Source organism: Leclercia sp. GHBNCSD, from assembly GCF_055805075.1.
The window spans coordinates 3,473,719-3,499,861 of the sequence record NZ_JBQVYO010000001.1 but is presented as its reverse complement, the minus strand read 5'-3'; the positions used below and the strand labels follow the sequence as shown (position 1 = coordinate 3,499,861).

Annotated in this window: 22 protein-coding genes; 8 read left to right on the top strand and 14 right to left on the bottom strand. The window is 57.9% G+C overall.

The annotated features are described in order from the left end of the window. Positions 1-73 precede the first annotated feature (73 nt). From yeiB to ACT3IC_RS16700, 3 genes are all read right to left on the bottom strand, one after another. Positions 74-1,231 (bottom strand): DUF418 domain-containing protein YeiB, encoded by a 1,158-nt coding sequence (yeiB, locus tag ACT3IC_RS16710; RefSeq protein ID WP_473478233.1) that lies wholly within the window; start codon positions 1,229-1,231, stop codon positions 74-76. Between the two features lie 17 nt (positions 1,232-1,248). Beyond that, positions 1,249-1,917, bottom strand: coding sequence for a GTP cyclohydrolase I FolE (gene folE, locus ACT3IC_RS16705; protein WP_103180331.1), 669 nt, complete (start codon positions 1,915-1,917; stop codon positions 1,249-1,251). A 117-nt stretch (positions 1,918-2,034) separates the two neighbouring features. Beyond that, positions 2,035-3,168: an MFS transporter gene (locus ACT3IC_RS16700; RefSeq protein WP_263950408.1), complete on the bottom strand. Its 1,134-nt coding sequence runs from the start codon at positions 3,166-3,168 to the stop codon at positions 2,035-2,037. Positions 3,169-3,308: 140 nt separating this feature from the next. On the opposite strand from ACT3IC_RS16700, the gene fghA reads away from it, so the two are divergent. Then, entirely contained in the window at positions 3,309-4,145 is an 837-nt protein-coding gene (gene fghA, locus ACT3IC_RS16695) for an S-formylglutathione hydrolase (protein WP_156654899.1), read from the top strand. A 100-nt stretch (positions 4,146-4,245) separates the two neighbouring features. On the opposite strand, the gene cirA is transcribed toward fghA, so the two are convergent. The 3 genes from cirA to yieE form a co-directional block, all read right to left on the bottom strand. Continuing rightward, complete coding sequence (gene cirA / locus ACT3IC_RS16690; protein ID WP_473478229.1) at positions 4,246-6,216, bottom strand: catecholate siderophore receptor CirA; 1,971 nt, start codon at positions 6,214-6,216, stop codon at positions 4,246-4,248. Between the two features lie 293 nt (positions 6,217-6,509). Beyond that, positions 6,510-7,979: an amino acid permease gene (locus ACT3IC_RS16685; protein ID WP_103180338.1), complete on the bottom strand. Its 1,470-nt coding sequence runs from the start codon at positions 7,977-7,979 to the stop codon at positions 6,510-6,512. Between the two features lie 178 nt (positions 7,980-8,157). Next, complete coding sequence (gene yieE / locus ACT3IC_RS16680; protein ID WP_103180339.1) at positions 8,158-9,027, bottom strand: DNA-binding transcriptional regulator YeiE; 870 nt, start codon at positions 9,025-9,027, stop codon at positions 8,158-8,160. A gap of 123 nt (positions 9,028-9,150) precedes the next feature. On the opposite strand from yieE, the gene ACT3IC_RS16675 reads away from it, so the two are divergent. The 3 genes from ACT3IC_RS16675 (at position 9,151) to ACT3IC_RS16665 (ending at position 12,199) form a co-directional block, all read left to right on the top strand. Continuing rightward, entirely contained in the window at positions 9,151-10,197 is a 1,047-nt protein-coding gene (locus tag ACT3IC_RS16675; protein ID WP_156654903.1) for a YeiH family protein, read from the top strand. Between the two features lie 65 nt (positions 10,198-10,262). After that, positions 10,263-11,123, top strand: coding sequence for a deoxyribonuclease IV (gene nfo / locus ACT3IC_RS16670; protein WP_156654905.1), 861 nt, complete (start codon positions 10,263-10,265; stop codon positions 11,121-11,123). Continuing rightward, a complete protein-coding gene (locus ACT3IC_RS16665) occupies positions 11,123-12,199 on the top strand; it encodes a sugar kinase (protein WP_103181112.1) in 1,077 nt (358 codons plus the stop codon). Before nfo ends, ACT3IC_RS16665 begins: the two co-directional genes overlap by 1 nt. A gap of 35 nt (positions 12,200-12,234) precedes the next feature. Here ACT3IC_RS16665 and ACT3IC_RS16660 read toward each other — a convergent pair whose 3' ends face one another. The 6 genes from ACT3IC_RS16660 to fruB all read right to left on the bottom strand — a co-directional run bounded on the left by ACT3IC_RS16660 (position 12,235) and on the right by fruB (position 19,498). Then, on the bottom strand, positions 12,235-13,488 hold the full coding sequence (locus ACT3IC_RS16660; protein ID WP_180210012.1) for a NupC/NupG family nucleoside CNT transporter: 1,254 nt from the start codon (positions 13,486-13,488) through the stop codon (positions 12,235-12,237). A 90-nt stretch (positions 13,489-13,578) separates the two neighbouring features. Then, a complete protein-coding gene (locus ACT3IC_RS16655) occupies positions 13,579-14,514 on the bottom strand; it encodes a pseudouridine-5'-phosphate glycosidase (RefSeq protein ID WP_180210013.1) in 936 nt (311 codons plus the stop codon). Beyond that, positions 14,507-15,442, bottom strand: coding sequence for a pseudouridine kinase (locus ACT3IC_RS16650; RefSeq protein WP_473478226.1), 936 nt, complete (start codon positions 15,440-15,442; stop codon positions 14,507-14,509). Before ACT3IC_RS16650 ends, ACT3IC_RS16655 begins: the two co-directional genes overlap by 8 nt. A gap of 276 nt (positions 15,443-15,718) precedes the next feature. Further along, on the bottom strand, positions 15,719-17,413 hold the full coding sequence (gene fruA, locus ACT3IC_RS16645; RefSeq protein WP_263950405.1) for a PTS fructose transporter subunit IIBC: 1,695 nt from the start codon (positions 17,411-17,413) through the stop codon (positions 15,719-15,721). A 16-nt stretch (positions 17,414-17,429) separates the two neighbouring features. Next, positions 17,430-18,368 (bottom strand): 1-phosphofructokinase, encoded by a 939-nt coding sequence (gene fruK / locus ACT3IC_RS16640; protein ID WP_103180352.1) that lies wholly within the window; start codon positions 18,366-18,368, stop codon positions 17,430-17,432. Next, positions 18,368-19,498, bottom strand: a complete 1,131-nt coding sequence (fruB, locus tag ACT3IC_RS16635; protein ID WP_473478223.1) for a fused PTS fructose transporter subunit IIA/HPr protein — start codon at positions 19,496-19,498, stop codon at positions 18,368-18,370. The genes fruK and fruB overlap by 1 nt, the downstream gene beginning before the upstream one ends. Before the next feature lie 357 nt (positions 19,499-19,855). On the opposite strand from fruB, the gene setB reads away from it, so the two are divergent. Beyond that, the gene (setB, locus tag ACT3IC_RS16630) at positions 19,856-21,037 is read left to right on the top strand and encodes a sugar efflux transporter SetB (RefSeq protein ID WP_473478220.1); all 1,182 of its coding nucleotides are present in this window, start codon (positions 19,856-19,858) and stop codon (positions 21,035-21,037) included. Here the strand turns inward: setB and ACT3IC_RS16625 are convergent. After that, positions 21,034-21,288: a YkgJ family cysteine cluster protein gene (locus ACT3IC_RS16625; RefSeq protein WP_103180356.1), complete on the bottom strand. Its 255-nt coding sequence runs from the start codon at positions 21,286-21,288 to the stop codon at positions 21,034-21,036. The genes setB and ACT3IC_RS16625 overlap by 4 nt on opposite strands. A 163-nt stretch (positions 21,289-21,451) precedes the next feature. Here ACT3IC_RS16625 and yeiP point away from each other — a divergent pair, with 163 nt between their 5' ends. After that, the gene (gene yeiP / locus ACT3IC_RS16620) at positions 21,452-22,024 is read left to right on the top strand and encodes an elongation factor P-like protein YeiP (RefSeq protein ID WP_014884579.1); all 573 of its coding nucleotides are present in this window, start codon (positions 21,452-21,454) and stop codon (positions 22,022-22,024) included. Positions 22,025-22,149: 125 nt separating this feature from the next. Here the strand turns inward: yeiP and uxuA are convergent, their stop codons facing one another. Further along, positions 22,150-23,340, bottom strand: coding sequence for a mannonate dehydratase (gene uxuA, locus ACT3IC_RS16615; RefSeq protein ID WP_103180357.1), 1,191 nt, complete (start codon positions 23,338-23,340; stop codon positions 22,150-22,152). Between the two features lie 205 nt (positions 23,341-23,545). Here uxuA and ACT3IC_RS16610 point away from each other — a divergent pair, with 205 nt between their 5' ends. Together ACT3IC_RS16610 and ACT3IC_RS16605 are read left to right on the top strand one after the other, a co-directional pair. Continuing rightward, positions 23,546-25,012, top strand: a complete 1,467-nt coding sequence (locus tag ACT3IC_RS16610) for a mannitol dehydrogenase family protein (protein WP_156654914.1) — start codon at positions 23,546-23,548, stop codon at positions 25,010-25,012. Between the two features lie 123 nt (positions 25,013-25,135). Beyond that, complete coding sequence (locus ACT3IC_RS16605; protein WP_156654916.1) at positions 25,136-26,122, top strand: CobW family GTP-binding protein; 987 nt, start codon at positions 25,136-25,138, stop codon at positions 26,120-26,122. Positions 26,123-26,143: the final 21 nt, after the last annotated feature.

The window sequence follows — 26,143 nt, the reverse complement described above, 5'->3', positions numbered from 1 at the left end:
GAGGACTACGTGAAGAAGGTCACAAGGATGAAAACGGTTACATCCGTTTTGTTAATGATTGTGATCCAGATCGTTATCCGGATGTATGGCTTGATGAAACGCCTGACGCACGTATGGTCAATTGTCGCCATACCCATTCCAGCGGCCCCTGACGGAAATGGCGCAGCCAGAGGACGGAGAATAGAATATTAACCAGCCACACCGGCAGGACAATGCCCAGCAGCTGTAGCCGGTCGAACTTCATAAATAAGCCAAGCTGATAGAACAGGGCGGTACAGATCAGCGTCTGTAAAATATAGTTGCTGAGCGCCATGCGCCCCACGCAGGCCACCGCCGTCACCAGCCTGAAACGGCAGAGCTGCGGCCAGTAACCGTAGATGAGCGCGGCATAACCAATCGTCTGAAACGGCGCGCTCAGCTCACGCGGCGCCTGCAACAGGAATGCGCACCAGCGATAATCCCAGTGCAGATACCACTGGGCGATCACCGCCGGAAGGTTGATCGCCAGCCCCACCAGCACCAGCCACATCCCGGTACGGCGATAGTGGCGCGGGCTGAACTCGCCCTTCAGCCAGCCGGTACGCATCAGCGCGGCGCCGATCAGCATCATCCCCGCCAGCTGCCAGCCATACTGTGCGCCGAGCGCCAGTAAACTGTTGCCGATCATATCCGCCCGGTTGCTGATGGCTTCCAGTCCACCGCCCAGCTTCCAGTACTGCTCATATTGCAGGTTCGCCGCATCCGGCACCCAGGAGCGGTTGGTCGAGCCGCCGGAGATAACCCCCAGCAGCAGCAATATAGCCACGCCGATAAGAAACAGCACCACGCCGGTATTGAAGAGATTTTTGACATCATGTGCGTCGCGGATGATACGCCAGCAGATCAGCCCTACCAGCCCATAGGCCAGCAGAATGTCGCCATCCCAGAACAGCAGCCCATGAATAAACCCGAACAGCACCAGCAGAGAGAGCCGGGCCTGGATCCAGCGTTTACCACGTTTCAGTAACAGCTGAAGACCTGCCCCGAACAGCAGCGCAAACAGGGTGAGGAATTTGACCTGAGCAAAGAGATCCAGTATCGCCCATGTCCAGGCGTCGCGGAGAGTGATATCGCCATACCAGACGGGATTGAGGTAAGCGGCCTTCGGCAAACCGAAGGCGCTTATATTCAGAAGCAGAATACCCAGAATCGCGACGCCACGAACGAAATCCAGCGTGACATTTCTTTCCATGTACCCTGCCCTGACGATTAGCTAACGTGACGGACGGCGCGCAGGAACTCCTGGCGGGTATTCTGGCTCGATTTGAACAGGCCGCCCAGCGAGGTGGTAGTGGTGGCGCTGGTCGCATCACGAATGCCACGCGCTTTCACGCAGTAGTGTACCGCATCAATCGATACCGCCACGTTGTTGGTGCCCAGCAGCGTTTGCAGCGCGATGAGGATCTGCTGGGTTAAACGCTCCTGCACCTGCGGACGCTGGGCAAAGAACTGTACGATACGGTTGATTTTGGACAGGCCAATCACCGCGTCTTTCGGGATATAGGCCACGGTCGCTTTACCGTCGATGGTCACAAAGTGATGCTCGCAGGTGCTGGTCAGGGTGATATCGCGCACCGTCACCATCTCATCGACCTTCATTTTGTTTTCAATGACGGTAATTTTCGGGAAATTGGCGTAATCAAGCCCGGAGAAAATCTCATCGACATACATTTTGGCGATGCGACGCGGCGTCTCCATCAGACTGTCATCACTCAGATCGAGATTGAGCAGCTGCATGATTTCGGTCATGTGCCCGGAAATAAGACTTTTACGTGTTTCGTTGTCCATCTCCTGAACCGGTGGGCGCAGCGGCGTTTCAAGGCCGTGTGCTACCAGCGCTTCATGGACGAGGGCAGCTTCTTTACTCATTGATGACATTCTTTTCTCCTGCAGGTGTGGCGCTCTTCTGCCCTCCATGGGGCAAAATGTGCACTCATTGTGCGCGAGGCGGCGAGCATAATCCAGTATTCACCGCGATAATTATTCCAATTGTCGTTACCTTTCAACCTGACGCTGCCAGACCAGTCCACCCGCAACAAACAATGCGATACCGGCAAGGCCCAGCGCAGGCTCAAGCTGATGGGTAAGCCAGCTCGACAGTGCCGATGTCATCGGGCCAATTAGCTGCCCGATGGCATAGCCGGTCGTCAGTAATCCGGCCATGTAACGCGTATGATTCGGTGCCAGTTCACGCCCATAGAGCAACGAGAGCTGCACCGCACATAAAAATCCGCCGCCGACCAGCAGCGCACCGGTCACAAGCCCAGCCATCCCCGGCATCAGCCAGGCGGCAATCACCCCTACCGCCTGCAACCAGAGCACGATCGCCAGCCGACGATGGGTCGACGCGACGTGGCGCAGGGCGATGCTGAGGGCAATCCCCACCATCGAAGCGACACCAAAAACCGGCCAGACAAACTGGGCAAAGGCGCTACCGGGAAAGCGCAGCGCCGCCATCTGCGACAGAAAGGTCGCCGGGAGGATGTAGCCAAACCCGGCGAGGCTGTAGCTCCAGACCAGACGGCGCAGATCGCGGGTTAGCGTCAGCGGCTCCGGCGTGGTGCCCGGACGATGCAGCTGTCCGGCTCGCGGCAGGTAGCGGGCCACCAGCGCGACGAGCACCAGCGCCAGCAGGCCGTAGATTTGCCAGGCGGCGCTGGCGGAGAGCGCCTGCGCCTGGATCCAGACCGCCAGCAGACCACTTAAGGCGATCCCCGCCCCCGGCCCGGCAAACACCGCGGCACTCAGGCCCGGCTTGCCATAATGGGCCAGCCGCTCGTTGGTCCAGGCGGCGACCAGCACCATCGACCAGCCGCTCATGCAGCCAATCACAAAGCGCAGCAGCCCGTGGATCACCGCATTATCCGCCACGGCGGAGAGCAGCGTCAGCGCCACTGCGCCCCCGATCCCCAGCCATAAACGTCCTTCAACGAAGCGGTGCGCGCGCATGGCATCCCATGCACCCGCCAGATAGCCGAGGTAGTTCATCGCCGCCACCAGCCCGGCGCTGGTCAGGGTGAGCTCCCCTGCCGTAATCATCAGCGGCACCTGGGGCGTAAAGGCAAAGCGCCCTATTCCCATCGCCACCACCAGAACCACAAATCCGCTGAGCGCGATACGCAGCGCCATGACCACCCCGATTGTTAAAGTTTCGTAAATTCATGATGCAGGATATGAGGCGAATGCGGAAGTGAAAGTTGCTCACACGTTACTGAATAATCTGTATTATGGCTTTCAATCCCGATCTCACCTTCCTGAAGGAGCCCTGCATGGAACTGCTCGAAGAGCACCACTGTTTTGAAGGTCGACAGCAGCGCTGGCGTCACGACTCCACGGTGCTGAACTGCGCGATGACGTTCAGCATTTTTCTTCCTCCGGCGACCGACGGGGCGAAACCGCCGGTGCTTTACTGGCTCTCCGGCCTGACCTGCAATGATGAGAACTTCACCACCAAAGCGGGCGCCCAGCGCGTGGCGGCCGAACTGGGGATCGCCCTGGTGATGCCGGATACCAGCCCGCGCGGTGACGACGTGGCGGACGATGCCGGGTATGACCTGGGCAAAGGCGCCGGGTTCTACCTGAACGCCACCCAGCAGCCGTGGGCGCGTCATTACCGGATGTATGATTATCTGCGCGACGAGCTGCCGGCGCTGATCCAGGCGGAGTTTGCGGTAGCCGATCGCTGTGCCATCAGCGGCCATTCGATGGGCGGTCACGGTGCGTTGGTGATGGCGCTGAAAAACCCGGGTAAATATGTCAGCGTCTCGGCGTTTGCGCCAATCGTCAACCCGACGCAAGTGCCGTGGGGGCAGAAAGCCTTTAGCCACTATCTGGGTGAGGATGCTGCAAACTGGCAGGCGTGGGACAGCTGCGCTCTGATGCTGAACAGCCAGCCGGAACAGGCGATCCCGACGCTTATCGATCAGGGCGATGCCGATCAGTTCCTGGCGACCCAGCTCCAGCCAGCCGTACTGGCGGAAGCGGCACGGCAAAAAGCCTGGCCGCTGACGTTACGTATCCAGCCGGGGTACGATCACAGCTATTATTTCATTGCGTCGTTTATTGAAGATCATCTGCGCTTCCATGCGCAGCAGCTGTTGAAGTAAGTGCCAGCCTCATGCCCGGTGGCGCTTCGCTTACCGGGCCTACAAAACCCACACCAGCCCTTAGGCCGGGCAAGCGCAGCGCCGCCCGGCATTTCAACCATCAGAACTGGTAATCCACCGCCATAAAGTAACGGCGTCCCTCTTCGGTATAGGTGTAGTCGTCGCGGCTGAGATCTTTATCCAGCAGGTTCATGACGCCCGCACGCAGCTTAACGTTTTTGGTTGCCTGCCATGCACCACCCGTGTTCCACACCACATAGCCACCCGGCGTTGCCGCGCCCTCGGTAATCGCGCGTTTCTCACCCGTGTAATTCCCCTGCACGTAGAAGGACCACGCCTGGGTCGCCTGCCAGTCCAGCGTGCCGTTTGCGGTATGGAACGGCAGCTCGGAGAGCGGCTTGTTGCCGCCGTTGCTGATATCACGCCCGTCGTTATAGGTGTAATTCAGCGTCATTCGCCAGTCTTCGGCAATGGGGAACTTAATCTCCGTCTCCAGGCCGCGGATACGCGCCTTATTGACGTTGTAGTAGCGGAATACCGGCTCACCGTCACCGTTCAGCCCGACATAGTTAGGGTAGCTCTGCGCCTGGCTAACGCTGGCGGTACGGCTGATGCTGATCCGGTCATCAACGTCGTTCTGGAAAGCGGTGATGCTCCCCTGAACGCCCTCTAACCATCCCTCTTCCCCGCTGTAATACAGCCCCAGCTCGAAACTTTCGCTGGTCTCTGGTTTCAGATCCGGGCTACCGACAATTTCACAGGCACCGCGGCAGGAGCCGGTGGTCCAGTCCGGACTCAGCTGCAACAGCGACGGCGCTTTGAATGCCGTTGCCCAGCCGCCTTTTACCGTTACGGTATCGGTGGCGTTATAAACCAGGTAAGCACGCGGGCTCCAGTGATCGCCGTAGGTTTCATGGTCATCCATGCGTACGCCGGTGGTCAGGGCCAGCGGTTCGAAGATCCGCCATTCATCTTCCAGGAACAGCGCATACTGGCTGGCCGAGGTATTGCTGCTGCTGCCGCCGGTAAGGTTGACCGGATCTTTCAGCTTGTCGTGACGCCACTCTCCGCCGAAGGTCAGCAGCTGGTTAATCTCCCCCAGCGGCAGAACATATTTGCCGTCAATGGAGTTGCTTTCGGACGTAATCGGGTTGGCATTGCCCGGGTTTTTGTTATCCACCTTCTCGCCGTAGAATTTTAGCTCGCTGTTGCCCAGCCCCCAGCGGCCATTGTGGCTCAGGGAGTAGTTCTGGCGCTCCAGGCGGTTTTTATCCAGCGAGTCGGAATCCCGATCCTGACGGTCAAAACCATACCCGGCGGTGAAATCGTGGTTTTCGTTCGGGGTCCAGGCAAATTCCACGTTGGCATCACGGCTGGTGAAGCCTTCGATACGCGGGGTTTCGCCCGTGGCGCTGGTGGAAGAGGACTGCGGATCGTCTTTATCACGCTGGGAGACGCTGCCGAAGGCTTTCAGGCCGAGGAGGCCATCCACCAGCGGGCCGCTGGTATAGAACTGCCCGCCGTAGGTGTCGCCGCGATCGCGATGTTCCTGAATAGTGGTGTCGGCAGTGAGGGTGCCGGTCCATTTCTGGCCGATCTTTTTGGTGATGATATTGACCACGCCGCCCAGGGCATCGGAGCCGTAGAGGGAGGACATCGGCCCGCGCACCACTTCGATGCGCTCGATGGCATCCACCGGAACCCAGTTGAGATCAAAGTCGTTATGGCGGAACACGGCATTGCGCGAGTTGACGCGTTTGCCGTCGATCAGGATCAGCGTATAGCTGCTGTCCAGCCCGCGGATACTGACCCCCTTGCGGTTGTCCCCTTCGTTGGTTAACTGTACGCCCGGCACGTCCTGTAACACATCTTTCAGGTTCTGCACCGGCTTACGCTGCAGATCCTGCTGGGTGATGACGCTGATACTGGCGGGGGCATCCTTCAGGTTTTGCTCGTTGGCCGAGGCGGTAACGACCATCGTGTCGCCAGATTCCACCGCCGCAACCGGCAGCGCCAGGGAAAGAGCAGACGCGCACAGCCCTCCCCGAACGAAGGGATTCAACCTAAACATTCCATTTCTCCATGAGGTAAACACAGCAAAATCAAATATGTACTGCTCACATTGCATTGCATGCCGCCCGCTTCTTTGGGCGGGTCGGTCTGGTAATTCTTTGCAGGTGTGGCCGCAACCCCTCCCCTGACCAGGGCTAGAAAGTTGACTCCTTCATCCTTTTGATTACTTTGCTAATGATAAAGCAAACGATAACTATTATCAATTCAATTGTTAAAAGTTATGTCAAGAGAGCATACTGTGGAGAAATAAAAAACCCGCTCGGCTGAGCGGGTTAGAGAGAGGCGGTACGCTTATTTTTTAAAGCTATTCGGGAATTCCATTTCGCTGTAGCGCACAAACTTCGTTCCCTTCGCCAGCTTGTAGCCAAACCAGATGATCAGGAACAGCGGGATACCGATATAGGTGGCCGCAACGCCGCCCCAGTCGATGGTGTCGGCCAGGAAGGCTTCGTAGTTCTGGCCGAGGGTGATGATCAGACAGAGCACAAAGGCGAAGATCGGACCCAGCGGGAAGAAGCCGGAGCGGTATGGCAGGTTGTTAATATCGTAACCCTGCTTCACGTAGCCGCGACGGAAACGGTAATGGCTGATGGCGATGCCCAGCCAGGCGATGAAGCCCGTCATCCCGGAGGTATTCAGCAGCCACAGGTAGACGGTCTGGTTGCCGAACATCGAGGTCAGGAAGCACAGGCAGGCAATCACGGTGGTGGCATAGAGCGCGTTGCGCGGCACACCGCCCCGGGAGAGCTTCGCGAAAATACGCGGCGCTTTGCCATCGCAGGCCAGAGAGTAGAGCATACGGGTAGAGGCATACATCCCGGAATTACCCGCCGACAGCACCGCCGTCAGGATCACCGCGTTCATAACCGCTGCCGCAGAGAGCAGACCGGCATGCTGGAACACCAGGGTGAACGGGCTGACGCTGATATCTTTCACATCGTTACGCAGCAGGCTCGGATCGGTATATGGAATGATCAGGCTGATAATCAGGATGGCGAACACATAGAACAGCAGGATACGCCAGAAGACCTGACGCACCGCGCGCGGGATGTTCTTCTCCGGGTTTTCGGATTCACCGGCGGCAATGCCGATAAGCTCCGTCCCCTGGAAGGAGAAGCCGACAATCATCGCCACGCCAATCATCGCCGATAATCCCCCCGCAAAGGGTGCATCGCCAACCGTCCAGTTGCTCCAGCCCGCAGGCTCGCTGCCCTGGAAGATACCGACGATCATCGCCAGGCCGACGATAATAAAGATGATCACGGTCGCCACTTTGATCAGGGAGAACCAGTATTCGGCCTCACCAAAGCCGCGCACGGAGATGTAATTGAGCAGGAAGATCACCGCCAGGAAGAGCGCGCTCCAGATCCAGCCCGGCGTGTCCGGGAACCACCATGTCATGACCAGCTGTGCCGCCACCAGGTCCACGGCGATGGTCACCGCCCAGTTGTACCAGTAGTTCCAGCCCAGCGCGAAGCCAAAGCCTTCTTCAACGTATTTCTGGCCGTAGGTAGAAAAAGAACCGGATACCGGCATGTACGCCGCCAGTTCACCCAGGCTGGTCATCAGGAAGTAGACCATCAGACCGATCAGGATATAGGAAAAGAGCGCGCCGCCAGGACCCGCTGCTGAAATCGTCGCGCCAGAGGCAACAAAAAGGCCTGTACCGATAGAGCCGCCAATGGCGATCATCGTCAGGTGACGCGCCTTGAGTTCGCGACGTAGCGCGGGCGCTTCTGTGGTTTTAGTTTCGGAAACCATGTGAAAATGCTGTCCATTCAAAAAATGAGGCGCGATTGTAGCAGACGATCGCCGGCTCTTCCGGCACAAATGCCCTGTTATAAGAGAGCTTCATGACCGGTCCAGGATTATAAGTAAAGCAGAGAATAGTATTGATGCGAGTAATGACTACCGGCGGACAAAACGCCGCCGGGCAGGATTACATTTCGCAGTAACGCAGAAAACGCTGGAGGGAATTAGAGAGGTGCTTCTGGCGGTGATGGATGCGCCACAGGGTGCGCACCAGCTTATTAGGCAACGGCACGGGGATCTCCACCAGCGTTCCGCTCTCCAGCTGTTCGGCAATCACCCGCCGCGACAGGCAGCTGATGCCAAGACCGTGGCGCACCGCATGTTTGATGGCCTCTGAATTGCCGAGCTCCATGCCCATATGGAACTGCGGCAGATGGGAGAGCAGCAGATAATCGACGATCTCACGCGTGCCTGAGCCCTGCTCGCGTAAAATCCACGGCGCCTGAGCCAGCCGCTCCAGGGTCACCTCCTGCTGTAATAAAGAAGAGGCCGGCGAGGCGAAGACCACCAGCTCATCCTCCAGCCAGGGCTCAGCAATAATGTCGGCGTTGTGGCATGGCCCTTCGATAAGGCCAATATCCACCCGAAAATCGATCACCGCGGTGATCACATCCTGGCTGTTGCCAACGCTCATCTCCAGCGGCAGGGTCGGGAAATCCCGGCGATAGCGGGCAATCACTTCAGGCAGGATATAGTTGCCAATGGTGCTGCTGGCGTAGACACGAATGGCGCCGTTATCCTCGCGAAAGAGCTGTTCGATTTCGACCGTTTGCTCCAGCAGAGCCAGCGCGCGCGGGTAGAGCAAACGTCCATGCTCGTTCACCACCAGCCGCTTCCCTACCCGGTCAAAGAGCTGAACCCCCAGCTGACCTTCAAGATCGGTTAACGCGGCGCTGACGGCGGACTGAGAGAGTGCCAGCATCTGAGAGGCCTGCGTAGTCGATCCGCTTTTCAGCACTTCGGCGAAGACTTCAAGCTGGCGTAAGGTAATGTGCATAGTCGCTATCCGGTAGGGTAAGCACCCTGCTTACCACTTATAAAGATTAATTATAAATATATAATCAATTTTATTTTTAAGCCAGCGCGCCGTAACCTTTTAGCCAGAGAAAAGGAGACGGTTATGACAACACTCACCCTACAGCATCATCGTACCGTGTGGCACTACATCCCGGGCCTGGCGCTCAGCGCGCTGGTCACCGGTGTCGCATTATGGGGCGGCAGCATCCCGGCGGTTGCAGGCGCCGGATTCAGCGCCCTGACCCTGGCTATCCTGCTGGGGATGGTGGTCGGTAATACGGTTTATCCGAAGATTTACAAGCCGTGCGACAGCGGCGTCATCTTCGCCAAGCAGCACCTGCTGCGACTCGGGATCATCCTGTATGGCTTTCGTCTTACCTTCGCGCAGATTGCCGACGTCGGAGTAAGCGGTATTGCGATTGATATCTTAACCCTCTCGAGCACCTTTTTACTGGCCTGCTTTATCGGCCAGAAGGTGTTCGGGCTCGACAAACAGACCAGCTGGCTGATTGGTGCAGGCAGCAGCATCTGCGGCGCCGCGGCGGTGCTGGCCACCGAGCCGGTGGTAAAGGCCGAGTCCAGCAAGGTGACCGTGGCGGTGGCGACGGTGGTGATCTTCGGTACGCTGGCGATCTTCCTCTATCCGGCCATGTATCCGCTGGTAGCCCACTGGTTTAGCCCGGAAAACTACGGCATCTACATCGGCTCGACGATGCATGAAGTCGCCCAGGTGGTCGCGGCGGGTCACGCCATCAGCCCGGACGCAGAAAATGCCGCGGTGATCGCCAAAATGCTGCGGGTGATGATGCTGGCCCCGTTCCTGCTGATCCTGGCCGCAAGAGTGAAACAGCTTGCGCCAGCGGGCAACGGTGAGAAGAGCAAAATCACCATCCCCTGGTTCGCCATTCTGTTTATTGTGGTCGCGGTGTTTAACTCGTTCCATCTGCTGCCCAAAGCGGTCGTGGATATGCTGGTGACGCTGGATACCATCCTGCTGGCAATGGCGATGGCGGCGCTGGGCTTAACCACCCACGTCAGCGCCCTGAAAAAAGCCGGAGCGAAACCGCTGCTGATGGCGCTGCTGCTCTTTGTCTGGCTGATTGTCGGCGGGGGCGCCATTAACCTGGCGGTGCATAGCCTGATGGCATAAACCGCTGTAGCCTTATCCTGTTAACCCGCTATCATATGCGTTTGCGGGTTAACAGGAGTCCCTTTATGAAATATGTTGGAGCGCACGTCAGCGCTGCCGGCGGTCTGGCAAATGCCGCTATTCGCGCCGCCGAAATCGAGGCGACCGCCTTCGCCCTGTTCACCAAAAATCAGCGCCAGTGGCGCGCCGCGCCGTTAACGACTCAGGTGATTGATGAGTTCAAAGCGGCCTGCGAAAAATACCATTTCTCCCCCGGCCAGATCCTGCCCCACGACAGTTTCCTGATTAACCTCGGTCACCCGGTACAGGAGGCGCTGGATAAATCCCGCGCGGCCTTCCTTGATGAGGTTCAGCGCTGCGAGCAGCTCGGCCTGACGCTGCTGAACTTCCATCCCGGCAGCCATCTGTCGCAGATCGACGAAGATGCTTGTCTGGCGCGGATCGCCGAGTCGATCAACATCGTGCTGGCACAGACCCAGGGGGTGACGGCGGTGATTGAAAATACCGCCGGACAGGGCAGCAACCTCGGTTTCCGCTTTGAGCATCTGGCCGCCATCATCGATGCCGTGGAGGATAAATCCCGCATCGGCGTCTGCATCGATACCTGCCACGCCTTTGCCGCCGGTTACGACCTGCGCAGCGCGGAAGCGTGTGCAAAAACCTTCGCCGAGTTCGAGCGCGTCGTGGGCTTTGAGTACCTGCGCGGTATGCACCTCAACGACGCGAAAAGCACCTTTGGCAGCCGCGTTGACCGTCACCACAGCCTGGGTGAAGGCAACATCGGCCATGATGCGTTCCGCTTTATCATGCAGGATCCGCGTTTCGACAACATTCCGCTGGTGCTGGAAACCATCAACCCGGATATCTGGGCCGAGGAGATCGCCTGGCTGAAAGCGCAACAGCATGCCGAGGCGACCGCAGAATGATGAACGAAAGGGAAAAGCAGATCCTGAAGATCCTGCGGCGCAACCCCCTTATTCAGCAGCATGAGATCGCCCAGATCCTCGATATCAGCCGCTCCCGCGTCGCTGCGCACATTATGGACCTGATGCGCAAAGGAGCGATCAAGGGCAAAGGCTATATCCTGACCGAACAGGATTATTGCGTGGCGCTCGGCGCCATCAATATGGATATTCGCGGGGTGGCCGATATTCGTTTTCCTGAACCCTCCTCCCAGCCGGGAGCCATTCAGTGCGCGGCGGGCGGCGTGGCGCGTAACATCGCCCACAACCTCGCGCTGCTGGGGCGCGAGGTGCACCTGATCTCTGCCGTGGGCAGCGATTTTTATGGCGAAACCCTGCTGGAGCAGACCCGCCAGGCGGGCGTTAACGTGCAGAGCACCATCCGCCTGCACGGACAAAGCACCGCAACCTATCTGTCGATTGCCAGTCCGCAGGACGACACTGTGCTGGCGATCAATGATACCCATATCCTGCAGGGGCTGACGCCGCAGCTGCTGAATCACTCCCGGGAACTGCTGGCCCATGCGGGCGTCGTGCTGGCCGACTGTAACCTCACTACGGAAGCGCTGGAGTGGGTCTTTACCCTCGCCGGGGATGTGCCGGTGTTTGTCGACACGGTTTCAGAATTTAAAGCCGACAGGATCAAACCCTGGCTGTCGCGCATCCATACCCTGAAGCCGACGCTGAAGGAGCTGCAGATCCTGGCGGAGTGCGAGGATCGCACGAGTGCCCTCGCCGCCCTGCATGAGAAAGGGGTGCAGCGGATTGTGGTCTGTCTGGAAGATGATTCGGTGCTCTGCAGCGAACAAGGCGCGGAGCCGCTTCTGCTATCGCCGCTCACCCACCCGGTGGTTGACCGCTTTGGTGCCGATGACGCCTTTATGGCGGGGTTGATTTATGGCTTCCTCGACGGGAGCGATTTTACGGAAAGTGCCCGGTTCGCGAGTGCCTGCGCGGCGCTCTCCCGCGCCAGTGAAAGCATCAATAACCCGACGCTGTCGGTAGATAACGTCCTGTCGCTGCTGGAGAGCCAGCCGTAAACAGGCCGGGTAGTTGCCCTACCCGGCCTGCGTCACTAGCCTGCCAGACCAATAAAGAAGCCCGCAATGGTGGCGCTCATCAGGTTAGAGAGCGTGGCCGCCACCAGCGCCCGCACGCCCAACTGGGCAATCTCCGGGGCGCGCTGGGGCGATACCGCAGAAAAGGCGCCCACCACCACGCCAATCGAGCCGAAGTTGGCAAAGCCGCACAGAGCAAAAGAGATGATGGCGATGGTCTTCACATCCAGCTGACCGGCGGTTTGCAGATATGGCGAGAAGTTGAGATAGGCGACAAATTCGTTAATCGCCAGCTTCTGCCCAATCAGGCTGCCTGCGAGCGTGGCATCCTGCCATTCGACCCCCATGAGCCACGCCAGCGGTGCCAGGGCATAGCCAAACAGCCCCTCAAGGCTCAGGCTTTCAATACCCAACCAGCCGCCAATGCCGCCCAGCATACCGTTCAGCAGGGCGATGATCGCCACAAAGGCCATTACCACCGTCGCAACCCCGGCGGCGATTTTTAACCCGGTCATCGCCCCGGTCGCCGCGGCTTCGATAATGCTTTTCGGCGGCGTGTCGCTGAACGACAGGTTATCGAAGGTGACCTGTGACGCCTCTGTGGCCGGGCTCAGCAGACGGGCAAACAAAATCCCGCCAGGAATGGCCATTAACGAGGCGGCGAGCAGGTAATCAATCGGCACCCCCATCCCGGCGTAGCCAATCAGCATCGAACCGGCAATGGACGCCATCCCGCTACAAATAGCGGTAAACAGCTCATTGCGGTTCAGCTTATCGACGAAGGGTTTCACGATCGCCGGGATCTCGTTCTGGCCGAGGAAGATGGTGGTCACCGCCACGAAGGATTCAATTTTACTGATACGCAACGCTTTCTGGAAAATGGAGCCCAGAATACGGATCAGCAGCCCCATCACCCCGATGTAGTAGAGCAGGCTTATCAGCGCGGTGACAAAGATGATGGCGGGCAGCACCCTGAAGGCAAAGACGAACCCGGCACCGTCAAACAGCGTATCCATTTTGGGGCCAACCAGCGCGCCAAAGATAAAAGCACTACCGGCATCGCTGTAGGACATTACCTTGCTCACCCCTATCGCGGCCTGTTCAACCAGCCATTTTCCTGGCGGGAAATAGAGCATGATGCCGCCAATTGCCACCTGCAAAATGAAAGCGGCGCCAACGGTACGCAGACTGATACGGCGTTTATTGACCGACAGGAGGAAGGCTATTGCTAACAGCACCGCCATACCCAGCAGACTTCTCATTACATCCATAATGATTTCCTTACCTGAAAACCCGGCGACTGGCCGGGTATCCGTGATTCCACTGTGAAGACAGGCGACGGCAAACTGCCTGTGAAAAGATTACGCGATGCGCTGGTACGCTTTCGCGATGTCGCAGGCCAGACGGGCGTTGTTAAAGACCAGCTGGATATTGGATTTCAGGCTGTCGCCACCGGTTAATTCCGCCACGCGGGCCAGCAGGAACGGCGTGCTGGCTTTGCCGGTCACACCCTGCTCTTCCGCTTCTTTCACCGCCTGATCGATCGCGGCGTTGATGGTCTCTTCAGGCATCGCAAACTGTTCCGGGATAGGATTCGCCACCACCAGGCCGCCGTTAAGGCCGGTCTGCCATTTCACCGCCATTGCGCGCGCGATGGCTTCAGCGCTGTCGAGACGGATGCTGACCTCAAACGGGCTGGTGCGACAGAAAAAGGCAGGCAGGGACTGGGTCTGATAGCCAATTAACGGTACACCGTTGGTTTCCAGATATTCGGTGGTTAACCCGAGGTCGAGAATAGATTTCGCCCCGGCGCAAACCACGGCGACATTGGTTTTCGCCAGCTCCTGTAAATCGGCAGAAATATCAAATGTGTGTTCCGCACCGCGGTGTACACCGCCAATTCCGCCGGTAGCAAAGACCTTAATCCCGGCCATTGCCGCAATAATCATGGTGGAGGCAACCGTGGTCGCGCCATTAATTCCTGCGGCAACCACAAAAGGTAAATCCCGGCGGCTGACTTTGGTCACCGCATGGCCTTCACGGCCTAACAGTTCAATTTCTTCTTTGCTGAGCCCCACTTTCATTACGCCACGAATAATGGCGATAGTGGCGGGAATAACCCCCTGCTGGCGGATCGCATCTTCAACTTCCAGCGCCGTCTGGGCATTTTGCGGGAAAGGCATGCCGTGAGAAATAATGGTGGATTCAAGGGCCACAACCGGCTTGTTATTATTTAAAGCGTCCTGAACCTCAGGAGAAATTTGCAGGAACTCAGCAGATAATTTTAATTCAGACATGTTCTCTCTCCATTAATGCGTTAACATTTTCAGCCGATAAGTCGGGGTTATTGGTATATACGGAAGCGAGCGCCAGCGACGAGCAGCCCTGGGCAAAACGAACGGAATAGGCAAATGTGGCTCCTTCCAGCCAGCAGAAGGCGAGCCCCGCCATCATCGCGTCCCCCGCGCCGGTGACATTGACAAGCCGGGTTTTAAACGGGGCTGACCAGCCGCTTTCGCCCCCTTTCTCGCTGTAATAAACGCCGTCGCCGCCCATGCTTAATACCAGCCGGAACAGGCCGTGCTGGTGAAACCAGGCCGCGACTTTCGGGGCATCCGCCGCGCAGGAGAGCGGGATGCCGCTCAGGGTTTCGGCTTCAATCCGGTTGGGCTTCAGCGTGTGGATATGGCCCAGCCAGTCGCGCACTTTGTTGCATTTCCAGGCCGAGACGGGGTCAACGAATACCGGTGCCTGGCCTGCATTTTCAAATATCCAGCCCAGCGCAGATTCACTGAGATTGCAGTCCACCACTACCGCGTTTGCCGCACGCAGAAAGGCCAGGTGGTGGGCCAGATAGTCCGGATTGATGTAGTCAGAAATAGCCATATCATTAATGGCTACCAGCATTTCGCCGGTATTATCCAGCAAGGATAAATAACTGGAGGTGCCTTCGCCCGCGATCACCTGACATTTTTCCACCTGTACGCCAGCGGCCTGGGTTTGTGATAGCAGCGACTGACCGTAAAAGTCATCGCCGACCGCGGAAAGTAGCCAGACATTTTTTCCCAACAGCGCAAGGTTTTGCGCAATATTCCGCCCAACGCCGCCGGGGGTAAATTTAATTTTCCCTGGGTTAGAGTCCGCATAATTAAGCGAGGCGTGTGAATACCCCGCAACATCCATATTCGCAGAACCAATAACAGCAATATAATCCTTTTCACGCATAGAACATCCTCTGGCACGCCGGCCATCGCAATGATAATTAAGCGAGTGAGTGACTTTTAATTCTATTAGAGCACATGTTTATAGATGAACATGTGTTTATAGTATGCGCAGGAAGGGTAAAGTAAAGCGGTGGCAAAAAGGGTGTGAAATGGTTATGAACAGAATCACAATTTTTTGTAGAGAGCGTTTTGCTGTCTACAAAAAACTGCGAACAGCAGCACGATAAAAGGCAAAAAAAGGGCAGAGTCGCCTCTGCCCTTTTCGGATGAAGAAAGATTATGCTGCTTTTGCAGCAACCGCTTCAGCTTCCGGGCGTTTCAGCACCGCGTAAGAGAGGCCCGCTACCAGGGTACCGGCGATAATCGCAAACAGGTAACCCAGCACTGGCGTAATGGCGCCCGGGATCAGCAGAACAAACAGACCGCCGTGCGGCGCCATCAGTTTCGCGCCAATCGCCATAGAGATAGCGCCGGTCACCGCGCCACCGACGATACAGCATGGCAGCACGCGCATCGGGTCACGGGCAGCGAACGGAATCGCCCCTTCAGTGATAAAGCACAGGCCCAGTACCAGCGCCGCTTTACCACCTTCCTGCTGCGCCTTGTCGAACTTACGACGGGCAACGATAGTCGCCAGGCCCAGCGCCAGCGGCGGCACCATACCCGCCGCCATAATGGCAGCCATTGGCGCATAGGTCTGGGTACTCAGCAGGCCGACACCGAAGGCGTAAGATGCTTTGTTCACCGGACCACCCATATCGGTACACATCATCGCACCGAGGATTGCACCCAGCAGGACCGCATTGGCAGTGCCCATGGTTTGCAGCCAGTGGGTCAGGCCTTCGAGGATACCCGCAACCGGTTTACCGATCAGGTAGATCATCGCCAGGCCAACCACCAGGCTGGAGATCAGCGGAATGATCAGGATCGGTTTCAGGGCTTCCATACTCTGCGGCAGTTTCAGCTTCGAGCTAATCAGCTTCGCCATGTAGCCTGCGAGGAAGCCCGCGATGATCCCGCCGATAAAGCCAGAGCCGGTGCTCACAGCCAGCATACCGCCGATCAGACCTGGAGTCAGACCCGGACGGTCAGCAATAGAGAACGCAATGTAACCCGCCAGGACCGGCACCATCAGCGCGAACGCCGAGCCGCCGCCAATCTGCATCAGCGCCGCCGCCAGGGTACCCGGCTCTTTAAAGGCTTCGATACCAAAGGCGAAGGAGAGCGCGATACAGAGACCGCCCGCCACCACCATCGGCAGCATATAGGAGACGCCCGTCAGCAGGTGACGATACGCGCCAGCGGACTCTTTTTTGCCTTCAGAAGCCGCAGCCGCGGTGTTGCCGGCAGGCTGGAACGGTTTCGCTTCGGCCTGGGCTTTATCCAGCTCTTGCGCGGTTTTCTTCAGCGCCAGACCGGTGGAGGTGCGGTACATCGGCTTACCGGCAAACTTCGCCAGATCCACTTCGATATCTGCCGCCACAATCACCAGATCCGCAGCCGCCACCTCTTCCGGGGTGATCGCATTACCTGCGCCCACGGAGCCGCGGGTTTCAACTTTTACCCACCAGCCGCGTTTTTTGGCTTCAGTTTCAATAGCTTCAGCCGCCATAAAGGTGTGCGCTACGCCGGTTGGGCAGGCGGTAACCGCCACCACGCGTTTCGGACCCGCAGCAACAGCCGTCTCCGCCGCTGCGACAGGTGCGGTATAGAGTGCCGCATGGCCTTTCGCTTCGCTCAGGAACAGTTCCGGGTGTGCAACGGCGCGGTTGATATCGCCCAGCCACACTTTTTTGCCGTTCAGCGAACTGTCGGCGGGGATTTTGTCGCCGAGAACGATAACCAGTTCGGCATCGCCCGGGTTGTCGATGAAATCAAGGTGTGCTTTATGTCCCGCCGAACCGAGCAGGGTTTTCGCCATATAGGCGCGCGCCTGTCCGAGTGCAGAGTCAATAATCAGCAGCGTTTTCATTATGCCTCTCCTGCTGTCAGTTAAAGGGTTTTAAGTCAACGCGCGCCATCATCGCGGCCAACTGGGTACGATCGGTAATACCGACATTGCTCTGGCTGACGGCCAGGGCTGCAACGGCGGTGGCAAGACGTAAAGTATGTTCACTGGATTCGCGCATCAGCAGGCCATAAATCAGCCCGCCAACCATCGAGTCGCCGGCACCGACGGTGCTGACCACTTCCATCGACGGCGGTTTCGCTATCCATTCGCCGGAGGCGTTAACCCACAGCGCGCCCTCTGCCCCCAGGGAGATGACCACATGAGCGATACCCTGCTCACGTAGCGCATGGGCGGCTTCAATCACATCCTTTAATTCTGGCAGCTTACGGCCTGCCCAGATCTCAAGTTCGCGACGATTAGGTTTCACCAGCCACGGTGCGGCTTTCAGACCGGCCACCAGCGCATCGCGGCTGCTGTCAAAGATGATGCACGGGCACTGGCTGCGCAGACGCGTCATCCAGTCGGTAAAGGCTTCCGGGCTGACGCCGGACGGCAGACTGCCGCTGACGCAGACCATGTCGAACTGACCCAGCCAGCTCAGGGAGTCATTCACAAAACGTTCCCAGTCCGCCTGGGTCACTTCAAAACCGGAGAAGTTCAGATCGGTGACTTCGCCATCTTTCTCGGTCAGCTTCACGTTGATGCGGGTACGCCCCTGCACCACCTGGAAACGGTTGGCGATCCCCAGCTCGCTGAACAGCTGCTGGAAACCATCCTGGTTATCTTTGCCGAGGAAACCGCCGACGGTGACGTCGATACCCAGATCCTTCAGCACTTTGGCAACGTTAATCCCTTTACCTGCCGCGTGCAGGCCAGTGGTACGCACGAGGTTGACTTCGCCGCGTTCGATTTCCGGGCAAAAGCCCACGAGGTCATAAGCCGGGTTCAGCGTAATTGTGGCAACACGTCTGCTCATTATGCGCCCTCCCCCAGACCTGCGGCGATAGCGTCGCCAATCGCTTTCAGCGCCTGTTCAGCATCTGCACCCTGCGCGGTGAAGCGCAGGCGATGCCCTTTCTTCACGCCCAGCGCGACGACTTTCATCAGGCTACGGCCGTTAGCCGGTTTACCGCTACCGTCGAGGTTGGTGACGGTCACGTCGCTGTTGAACTGCTTAATGGTATTGACCAGCATGGTGCCAGGACGGGCATGCAGGCCGTGTTCGTTGCGCACGACAAACTCGGCGCTCAGCAGTTCATCGGTGTTCACATCATCGCTGGTCAGCAGCGCCAGCAGGGTCGCAGCATCCGCTTTCAGCAGTTGTTCAGCTTTTTTGTTCAGCAGCAGATCGCTAAGGCGCTTCAGCACCTCAACCGGCTGTTCATCGGCCATGGCGACGGTCACCAGCATCGCCGTGGTTTCGCCGGCGGTATCGAATGCGGTTGTTGCACGGCTGACGGCGATAGCGCTGCGCAGGTTGCCTTCAGCACAGTCGTTCAGCCAGACGCCCTGACCGAGATTCAGCGGTTTATCGTTAATGGCGTGGGCCACGAAGGCGGTATCCACCGCACCGGCCTCTTTCAGGCGACCGGCGTTCAGCGCCTGCAGGGTCACCAGATCGGAGGCGGCTACGTCGAGCGTCAGCGTCTCGTTATCCAGCTTCAGGGCTTCGCTCTGCTTTTCACCCATCAGCAGGGCGCGCAGCTCTTCGGCGGTGGTGGCGGATTTCAGCTGTTCAGCCACGGCGTCGTCGCTCAGGACGTGCGTCAGCTGACGCAGCAGACCGAGGTGTTCGTCGCTGCTGGCGGCAATGCCGATGGCAACATAGGCTACCTGGCCTTCACCCCAGAGCACGCCCTGCGGGAACTGATAGACCTGAACGCCGGTTTTCAGCACCTGATCGCGGGTATCGGTAGTGCCATGCGGAATGGCGATGCCATTGCCAAGGAAAGTAGAGGTCTGCTGCTCACGCGCCAGCATGCCGTCAACGTAGCCGCTAGCGACATTGCCCGCCTCTACCAGCGCGGCAGCAATCTGCCGGATAGCCTCTTCTTTAGTGCCGGCCTGTTCGCCGGGATGAATGTCCTGCACGGATAACTGGAACATGGTTCTCCACTCCTGCTGAAATTGAATCGTTTCAGCTTAAATGTGAAAAAAGGCGCCAATCCGTTTGGGTTAGGTAAACCAATTAGCGCTGAAACGTTTCAAGAAGTCTTGCGCTTTCCAGGCATCCTTGCAAGTAAAGCCGCATTTCAGCTTGCAGAATTTAGAGTTACAGCACATTTTTGCTTCAGGCCGCTGCCTTCAGGGGTGAACAGCCGTTCGGCTTCAGCAACTTCAGCAAGCGCAGCGACGGACTGAAAACACGTTTTGATTTTTTGTGGGGTAACTGGCGAGGATATCTGTCTATTTTATGACAAGCGGCGTAAACTCCGCGTCTCTTCATATCACTGATACAGAAACATGCACACCACTCCCGCAGCCGCCTCACCCAAGCCATTTGATTTGACCTCATCGGCGTTTTTGATTGTTGCTTTTCTTACCGGCATTGCCGGCGCGTTACAGACCCCGACGCTGAGCCTGTTCCTCACCAACGAGGTGCATGCCCGCCCGGCCATGGTGGGGTTCTTCTTCACCGGCAGCGCCATTATCGGCATCCTGGTCAGTCAGTTCCTGGCCGGTCGCTCAGATAAGCGGGGCGATCGCAAATCCTTGATCGTCTTCTGCTGTCTGCTGGGTGTCCTGGCCTGCCTGCTGTTCGCCTGGAACCGTAACTACTTTGTGTTGCTGTTTGTCGGCGTATTCCTTAGCAGCTTTGGCTCTACCGCCAACCCGCAGCTGTTTGCCTTAGCCCGCGAACATGCCGACCATACCGGTCGCGAGGCGGTGATGTTCAGCTCGATCCTGCGTGCCCAGGTGTCGCTGGCCTGGGTCGTGGGGCCGCCAGTGGCCTATGTGCTGGCGATGGGCTTTGGCTTCCCGGTGATGTATATCAGCGCCGCCGTGGCGTTTGTGGTCTGCGGCGCGATGGTCTGGTTTTTCCTGCCGACGATGCGCAAGGAGCCGAAGCTGGCAACCGGGGTGCTGGAGTCGCCGCGCCGCAACCGTCGCGACGCCCTGCTGCTCTTTACCATCTGCACGTTAATGTGGGGCACCAACAGCCTCTATATCATTAACATGCCGCTGTTTATCATTAATGAGCTGCATCTCTCCGAGAAGCTGGCGGGAGTAATGATGGGAACCGCTGCCGGGCTGGAGATCCCGACGATGCTGATTGCGGGCTACTACGCAAAACGCTTCGGTAAGCGCTTCCTGATGCGCGTTGCCGCCGTTGCCGGTTTGCTGTTTTACGTCGGGATGCTCACCGCGCACACGCCGGTAGTGTTACTCGGGTTACAGCTGCTGAACGCCATCTATATTGGCATTCTCGCCGGGATCGGCATGCTCTATTTCCAGGATCTGATGCCGGGTCAGGCTGGCGCGGCCACCACGCTTTATACCAACACCACCCGCGTCGGCTGGATCATCGCAGGCTCCGTGGCGGGCGTCGTGGCCGAGATCTGGAGTTATCACGCGGTATTCTGGATTGCGCTGGGGATGTGCATCCTCACCACGCTCTGCCTGACGCGTATTAAGGATATTTAAGGCGCAGTAAGCGTCTCGAGTTCGAGCAGCCAGGTCATGGCCTGGCCGCGCGTATCGCCGCACATCTCCCGCGACGGCTGCAGGCCAGCACACACTTTCGGGCGCGAGCTCGAGCCGAAAATTTTGCAGCGCTGTTGCGCGTCCAGCTGCACGCAGGGGGTATTGGCAGGCTTGCCGTTGGGCATCCCGGGAATGGGGCTGGTGATGGAGGGGGCGGTGCAACATGCTCCGCAGTCCGGACGGCAATCCATATTCGTACTTTACCTGAAAGAAAGCCGCTCCCGCGGGCGTGACGGGCACAGTAACACCTTTTACGTATTGATAGCAAAAGCCACGAAATCCACTTGCCTGAAATGCCGCGCGCGAGTACTTTGACGCGATATTTTTGACCTTCCCGTTAACAGGATTACTGCAATGCCAAGAGCGAACGAAATTAAGAAAGGTATGGTGCTGAATTACAACGGCAAATTGCTGATTGTAAAAGACATCGATATTCAGGCACCCAGCGCCCGTGGCGCAGCAACGCTGTACAAAATGCGTTTCGCCGATGTACGTACCGGCCTGAAAGTTGAAGAGCGTTTCAAAGGCGACGATATCGTGGATACCGTTACCCTGACCCGTCGCTATGTCGATTTCTCGTATGTTGATGGCAACGAATACGTCTTTATGGATAAAGAAGACTACACGCCATACATCTTCACCAAAGATCAGATTGAAGAAGAGCTGCTGTTTATTCCGGAAGGCGGCATGCCCGACATGCAGGTTCTGACCTGGGATGGCGTTCTGCTGGCGCTGGAGCTGCCGCAGACCGTCGATCTGGAGATCGTGGAAACCGCACCGGGCATTAAAGGCGCATCCGCGTCTGCACGTAACAAACCGGCGACCCTGACCACCGGTCTGGTTGTGCAGGTGCCGGAATACCTCTCCGCAGGCGAGAAAATTCGTATCCATATCGAAGAAAAACGCTATATGGGTCGTGCTGACTAAGTGCGGGCTGTTTTGCCCGGTGGCGCTACGCTTACCGGGCCTACAAAAAACCGGCCATTGAGCCGGTTTTTTTGTGTCTGCTTTTGTAGGCCGGGTAAGGCGAAGCCGCCACCCGGCAATACCGGTTAAAGAAGCTCAGGATATTTGGTCATCTTCAGCGCCAGCTCCACGCCGCGCACTTCCGCCATCCCTTTCAGACGGCCAATGGCCGAATAACCCGGGTTGGTTTTCTTACGCAGATCGTCCAGCATCTGATGCCCGTGATCCGGACGGAATGGAATAGGACGCAGATCTCCCGCCTGCTTACGGCGCTTCTCTTCACGGAGAATGGCATCCACGACTGCCACCATATTCACGTCACCGCCGAGGTGCGCCGCTTCGTGGAAGGTCTTCGGATTCTCTTCCCGGCAGGTTGCCCGCAGGTGGGTAAAGTGAATGCGGTCGCCAAAGGTTTCAATCATCTGCACCAGGTCGTTGTCGGCCCGCACGCCGTAGGAGCCGGTACACATGGTGAAGCCGTTGCTGATGCTGTCGACCGTCTCTTTCAGCCACTGCATATCCTCAATGGTGGAGACGATACGCGGCAGGCCCAGGATAGGACGCGGTGGATCGTCCGGGTGAACGGCCAGACGCACACCCACCTCTTCCGCTACCGGCACAATAGCGCGCAGGAAGACGGCCATATTTTCCCGCAGCTGGGCTTTGTCGATGTTGCCATACTCCGCCAGGCGCGCGCGGAACTGGTCGAGGGTGTAGCCCTCTTCCGCCCCCGGCAGACCAGCGATGATATTGCGGGTCAGCTTTTCGATATCCGCTTCGCTTGCCGCATCGAACCACGCCTGCGCCTGCTGCTGCTCTTCTGCAGTGTAGTCAGCCGCTGCGCCTTCACGCTTCAGGATGTGCAGCTCGAACGCGGCAAAGGCGATCTGGTCAAAACGCAGCGCCTTTGAACCATCCGGCAGCTGATATTCGAGGTCGGTACGCGTCCAGTCAAGGATGGGCATAAAGTTGTAGCACACGGTATCAATGCCGCAGGCCGCGAGGTTGCGAATGCTCTGCTGGTAGTTGGCGATCCAGGTCTGATAGTCGCCGGAGTGGGTTTTAATCTCTTCGTGAACCGGAATACTCTCCACTACCGACCAGGTGAGTCCTTTTTCGGCCAGCAGCGCCTGACGCGCTTTGATCTCTTCTACCGGCCACACCTGACCGTTAGGAATATGGTGCAGCGCGGTGACAACGCCCGTTGCGCCAGCCTGACGCACGTCATCAAGCGAAACAGGATCATTGGGTCCGTACCAACGCCAGGTTTGTTCCATCGATTCACCCTCTAAAGTTGTTATACCAATATTTCGTCATGTGATGACGACTACCATACATGCATGCGGAAACAGGTCAACTCGCCTCGCAATATTGATTGATCCATCTCACAGTTCCCGGATATTTACGGCTTACCAATTCAATTTGCTGTCATATAACTTTACACTCACCTTGTTAATTAATGGTTAATCAGGTGTTTATTTCATGAAGACAATTGCCACCACCGCGCTACCCGCTCACGTGTTGCAGCCGCAGTACGATCGCCAGGCGTTACGCTCCCGTATCGTCCATTTCGGCTTTGGCGCCTTTCATCGCGCCCATCAGGCCCTCCTGACCGACCGGGTGCTCAACGCCAAAGGCGGCAACTGGGGGATCTGTGAGATTAGCCTGTTTAGCGGCGATACGCTGATGAGCCAGCTGCGCGCGCAGGATCATCTCTTTACGGTGCTGGAAAAAGGCGCCGACGGAAATCAACCGATTATCGTCGGGGCGGTACATGAATGCCTGAACGCTAAACTCGATTCGCTGGCGGCCATTATTGAGAAGTTTTGCGAGCCGCAGGTAGCGATCGTCTCCCTGACCATCACGGAAAAGGGTTACTGCATCGATCCGGCCACCGGCAAGCTGGATACCCGCAACGAGCGTATTATTCACGATCTGGAGTACCCGGATGCGCCGCACTCGGCGCCGGGTATCCTGGTCGAAGCCCTGCACCGCCGCCGCGAGCGCGGCCTGGCGCCGTTCAGCGTGCTTTCCTGCGATAACATTCCGGACAACGGCCACGTGGTGAAAAATGCGGTGCTGGGGATGGCCCACAAGCGCTCGCCAGAGCTGGCGGAGTGGATCGCCGCCAACGTCAGCTTCCCGGGCACGATGGTGGACAGGATCGTACCCGCCGCCACCGACGACTCCCTTGCGGAAATCGCCCGCGAAGTGGGCGTCGAGGATCCGTGCGCCATTAGCTGCGAGCCGTTTATTCAGTGGGTGATCGAAGATAACTTTGTTGCCGGCCGCCCGGAGTGGGAAGTGGCCGGAGTACAGATGGTGCAGGACGTCCTCCCCTGGGAGCAGATGAAGCTGCGCATGCTCAACGGCAGCCACTCTTTCCTCGCTTATCTCGGCTATCTGGCCGGTTTCGCCCATATTAATGACTGCATGGCCGACAGCGCGCTGCGTGACGCCGCCCGTCGTCTGATGCTTAACGAACAGGCGACGACGCTGCGCATCACCGGGGTGGATCTGATCGCCTACGCCGACAGCCTGATTGATCGCTTCGCCAACCCGGCACTGCAACACCGCACCTGGCAGATTGCGATGGATGGCAGCCAGAAACTGCCGCAGCGAATGCTGGAGAGTATCCGCCTCCACCTTCAGCGTGACACCGCCTGGCCACTGCTGGCGCTGGGAGTCGCCGGGTGGATGCGCTACGTCAGCGGCGTGGATGATGCGGGCAATGCCATTGACGTGCGCGATCCGCTAAGCGATAAAATTCGCGCCATCATCGAGACCAGCAGCGAGGAGGAGCGCGTGACCGCCCTGCTGGCGCTGAATGAAATTTTTGGCCACGACCTGCCTCAGGAACCCCGGTTCGTGGAGGCCATCACCCAGGCTTACCAGCGTATCAGCCAGTCGGGCGCGCGCCAGGCGATTATCGACACGCTGTCGCTTTAACCTTTATTGCGCTTAAGGCGAGCGGGAAGTCTTCCGTTCGCCCTTCCCCTTCCCAATGCTGTTCTTTTCCGCCAGGATTATTGATAATTGTTATAGCATTACATTTATCACCCTGGAGCACCTGTGACTAAAACCAACCTCATTACCGGTTTTCTCGGCAGCGGGAAAACCACGTCAATACTCCACCTGCTGGCCAATAAAGATCCTGACGAAAAGTGGGCCGTGCTGGTCAATGAATTTGGCGAGATCGGCATTGATGGCGCGTTGATGGCCGATAACGGGGCGCTGATAAAGGAGATCCCAGGGGGATGCATGTGCTGTGTCAACGGCCTGCCGATGCAGGTGGGGCTGAATACCCTGCTGCGACAGGGCAAGCCCGACCGGCTCTTGATTGAACCTACCGGGCTCGGTCACCCAAAGCAGATCCTCGACCTGCTGACCGCCCCGGTCTATGAGCCGTGGATCGATTTACGCGCCACCCTGTGCCTGCTCGATCCCCGTCAGTTGCTGGACGAAAAGTTTGTCCAGAACGAGAATTTCCGCGATCAGCTGGCCGCCGCCGACATCATCATTGCCAATAAAGAGGACCGCGCCACCCCGGAAAGCCGCGCTGCGCTGGAACTCTGGTGGCAGCACTTTGGCGGCGAGCGTCAGATTGCGCACACCACCCAGGGAAGTGTGGACAATGCCCTGCTCGACCTGCCGCGGCGTAATCTTGCTGAATTGCCCGCCAGCGCAGCCCATTCCCACAGCCACGGCGAAAAACAGGGTCTGGCGGCACTGAGTCTGCCTGCGCACCAGCGCTGGCGTCGCAGCCTGAACAGCGGCCAGGGGCATCAGGCCTGTGGCTGGGTCTTCGACGCCGACACCTGCTTCGATACCATCGGTTTACTGGAGTGGGCGCGGCTTGCCCCGGTTGAACGGGTGAAAGGGGTAATGCGTACCCCCGATGGGCTGGTACGGATTAATCGTCAGGGGGAAGATTTCTTCATCGAAACGCAGGGCGTGGCGCCGCCGGACAGCCGAATAGAGTTAATTAGTGCGGTTAACACCGACTGGAATGCCTTACAGTCGAGCTTGTTGAAGCTTCGTTTAAGTTCGGGCAACTAACGTTGCCCTGATTGAATTACT

Coding starts and splice junctions, on each gene's coding strand:
- ACT3IC_RS16685 (WP_103180338.1), bottom strand. CDS start 7,979: ATGGTTTCCGAAACTAAAACCACAGAAGCGCCCGCGCTACGTCGCGAA.
- fruA (WP_263950405.1), bottom strand. CDS start 17,413: ATGAAAACGCTGCTGATTATTGACTCTGCACTCGGACAGGCGCGCGCC.
- uxuA (WP_103180357.1), bottom strand. CDS start 23,340: ATGGAACAAACCTGGCGTTGGTACGGACCCAATGATCCTGTTTCGCTT.
- cirA (WP_473478229.1), bottom strand. CDS start 6,216: ATGTTTAGGTTGAATCCCTTCGTTCGGGGAGGGCTGTGCGCGTCTGCT.
- ACT3IC_RS16660 (WP_180210012.1), bottom strand. CDS start 13,488: ATGGATGTAATGAGAAGTCTGCTGGGTATGGCGGTGCTGTTAGCAATA.
- fruK (WP_103180352.1), bottom strand. CDS start 18,368: ATGAGCAGACGTGTTGCCACAATTACGCTGAACCCGGCTTATGACCTC.
- ACT3IC_RS16650 (WP_473478226.1), bottom strand. CDS start 15,442: ATGCGTGAAAAGGATTATATTGCTGTTATTGGTTCTGCGAATATGGAT.
- folE (WP_103180331.1), bottom strand. CDS start 1,917: ATGTCATCAATGAGTAAAGAAGCTGCCCTCGTCCATGAAGCGCTGGTA.
- ACT3IC_RS16700 (WP_263950408.1), bottom strand. CDS start 3,168: ATGGCGCTGCGTATCGCGCTCAGCGGATTTGTGGTTCTGGTGGTGGCG.
- yeiB (WP_473478233.1), bottom strand. CDS start 1,231: ATGGAAAGAAATGTCACGCTGGATTTCGTTCGTGGCGTCGCGATTCTG.
- yieE (WP_103180339.1), bottom strand. CDS start 9,027: ATGCACATTACCTTACGCCAGCTTGAAGTCTTCGCCGAAGTGCTGAAA.
- ACT3IC_RS16625 (WP_103180356.1), bottom strand. CDS start 21,288: ATGGATTGCCGTCCGGACTGCGGAGCATGTTGCACCGCCCCCTCCATC.
- ACT3IC_RS16665 (WP_103181112.1), top strand. CDS start 11,123: ATGAACGAAAGGGAAAAGCAGATCCTGAAGATCCTGCGGCGCAACCCC.
- nfo (WP_156654905.1), top strand. CDS start 10,263: ATGAAATATGTTGGAGCGCACGTCAGCGCTGCCGGCGGTCTGGCAAAT.
- ACT3IC_RS16655 (WP_180210013.1), bottom strand. CDS start 14,514: ATGTCTGAATTAAAATTATCTGCTGAGTTCCTGCAAATTTCTCCTGAG.
- ACT3IC_RS16675 (WP_156654903.1), top strand. CDS start 9,151: ATGACAACACTCACCCTACAGCATCATCGTACCGTGTGGCACTACATC.
- setB (WP_473478220.1), top strand. CDS start 19,856: ATGCACACCACTCCCGCAGCCGCCTCACCCAAGCCATTTGATTTGACC.
- fruB (WP_473478223.1), bottom strand. CDS start 19,498: ATGTTCCAGTTATCCGTGCAGGACATTCATCCCGGCGAACAGGCCGGC.
- ACT3IC_RS16610 (WP_156654914.1), top strand. CDS start 23,546: ATGAAGACAATTGCCACCACCGCGCTACCCGCTCACGTGTTGCAGCCG.
- fghA (WP_156654899.1), top strand. CDS start 3,309: ATGGAACTGCTCGAAGAGCACCACTGTTTTGAAGGTCGACAGCAGCGC.
- yeiP (WP_014884579.1), top strand. CDS start 21,452: ATGCCAAGAGCGAACGAAATTAAGAAAGGTATGGTGCTGAATTACAAC.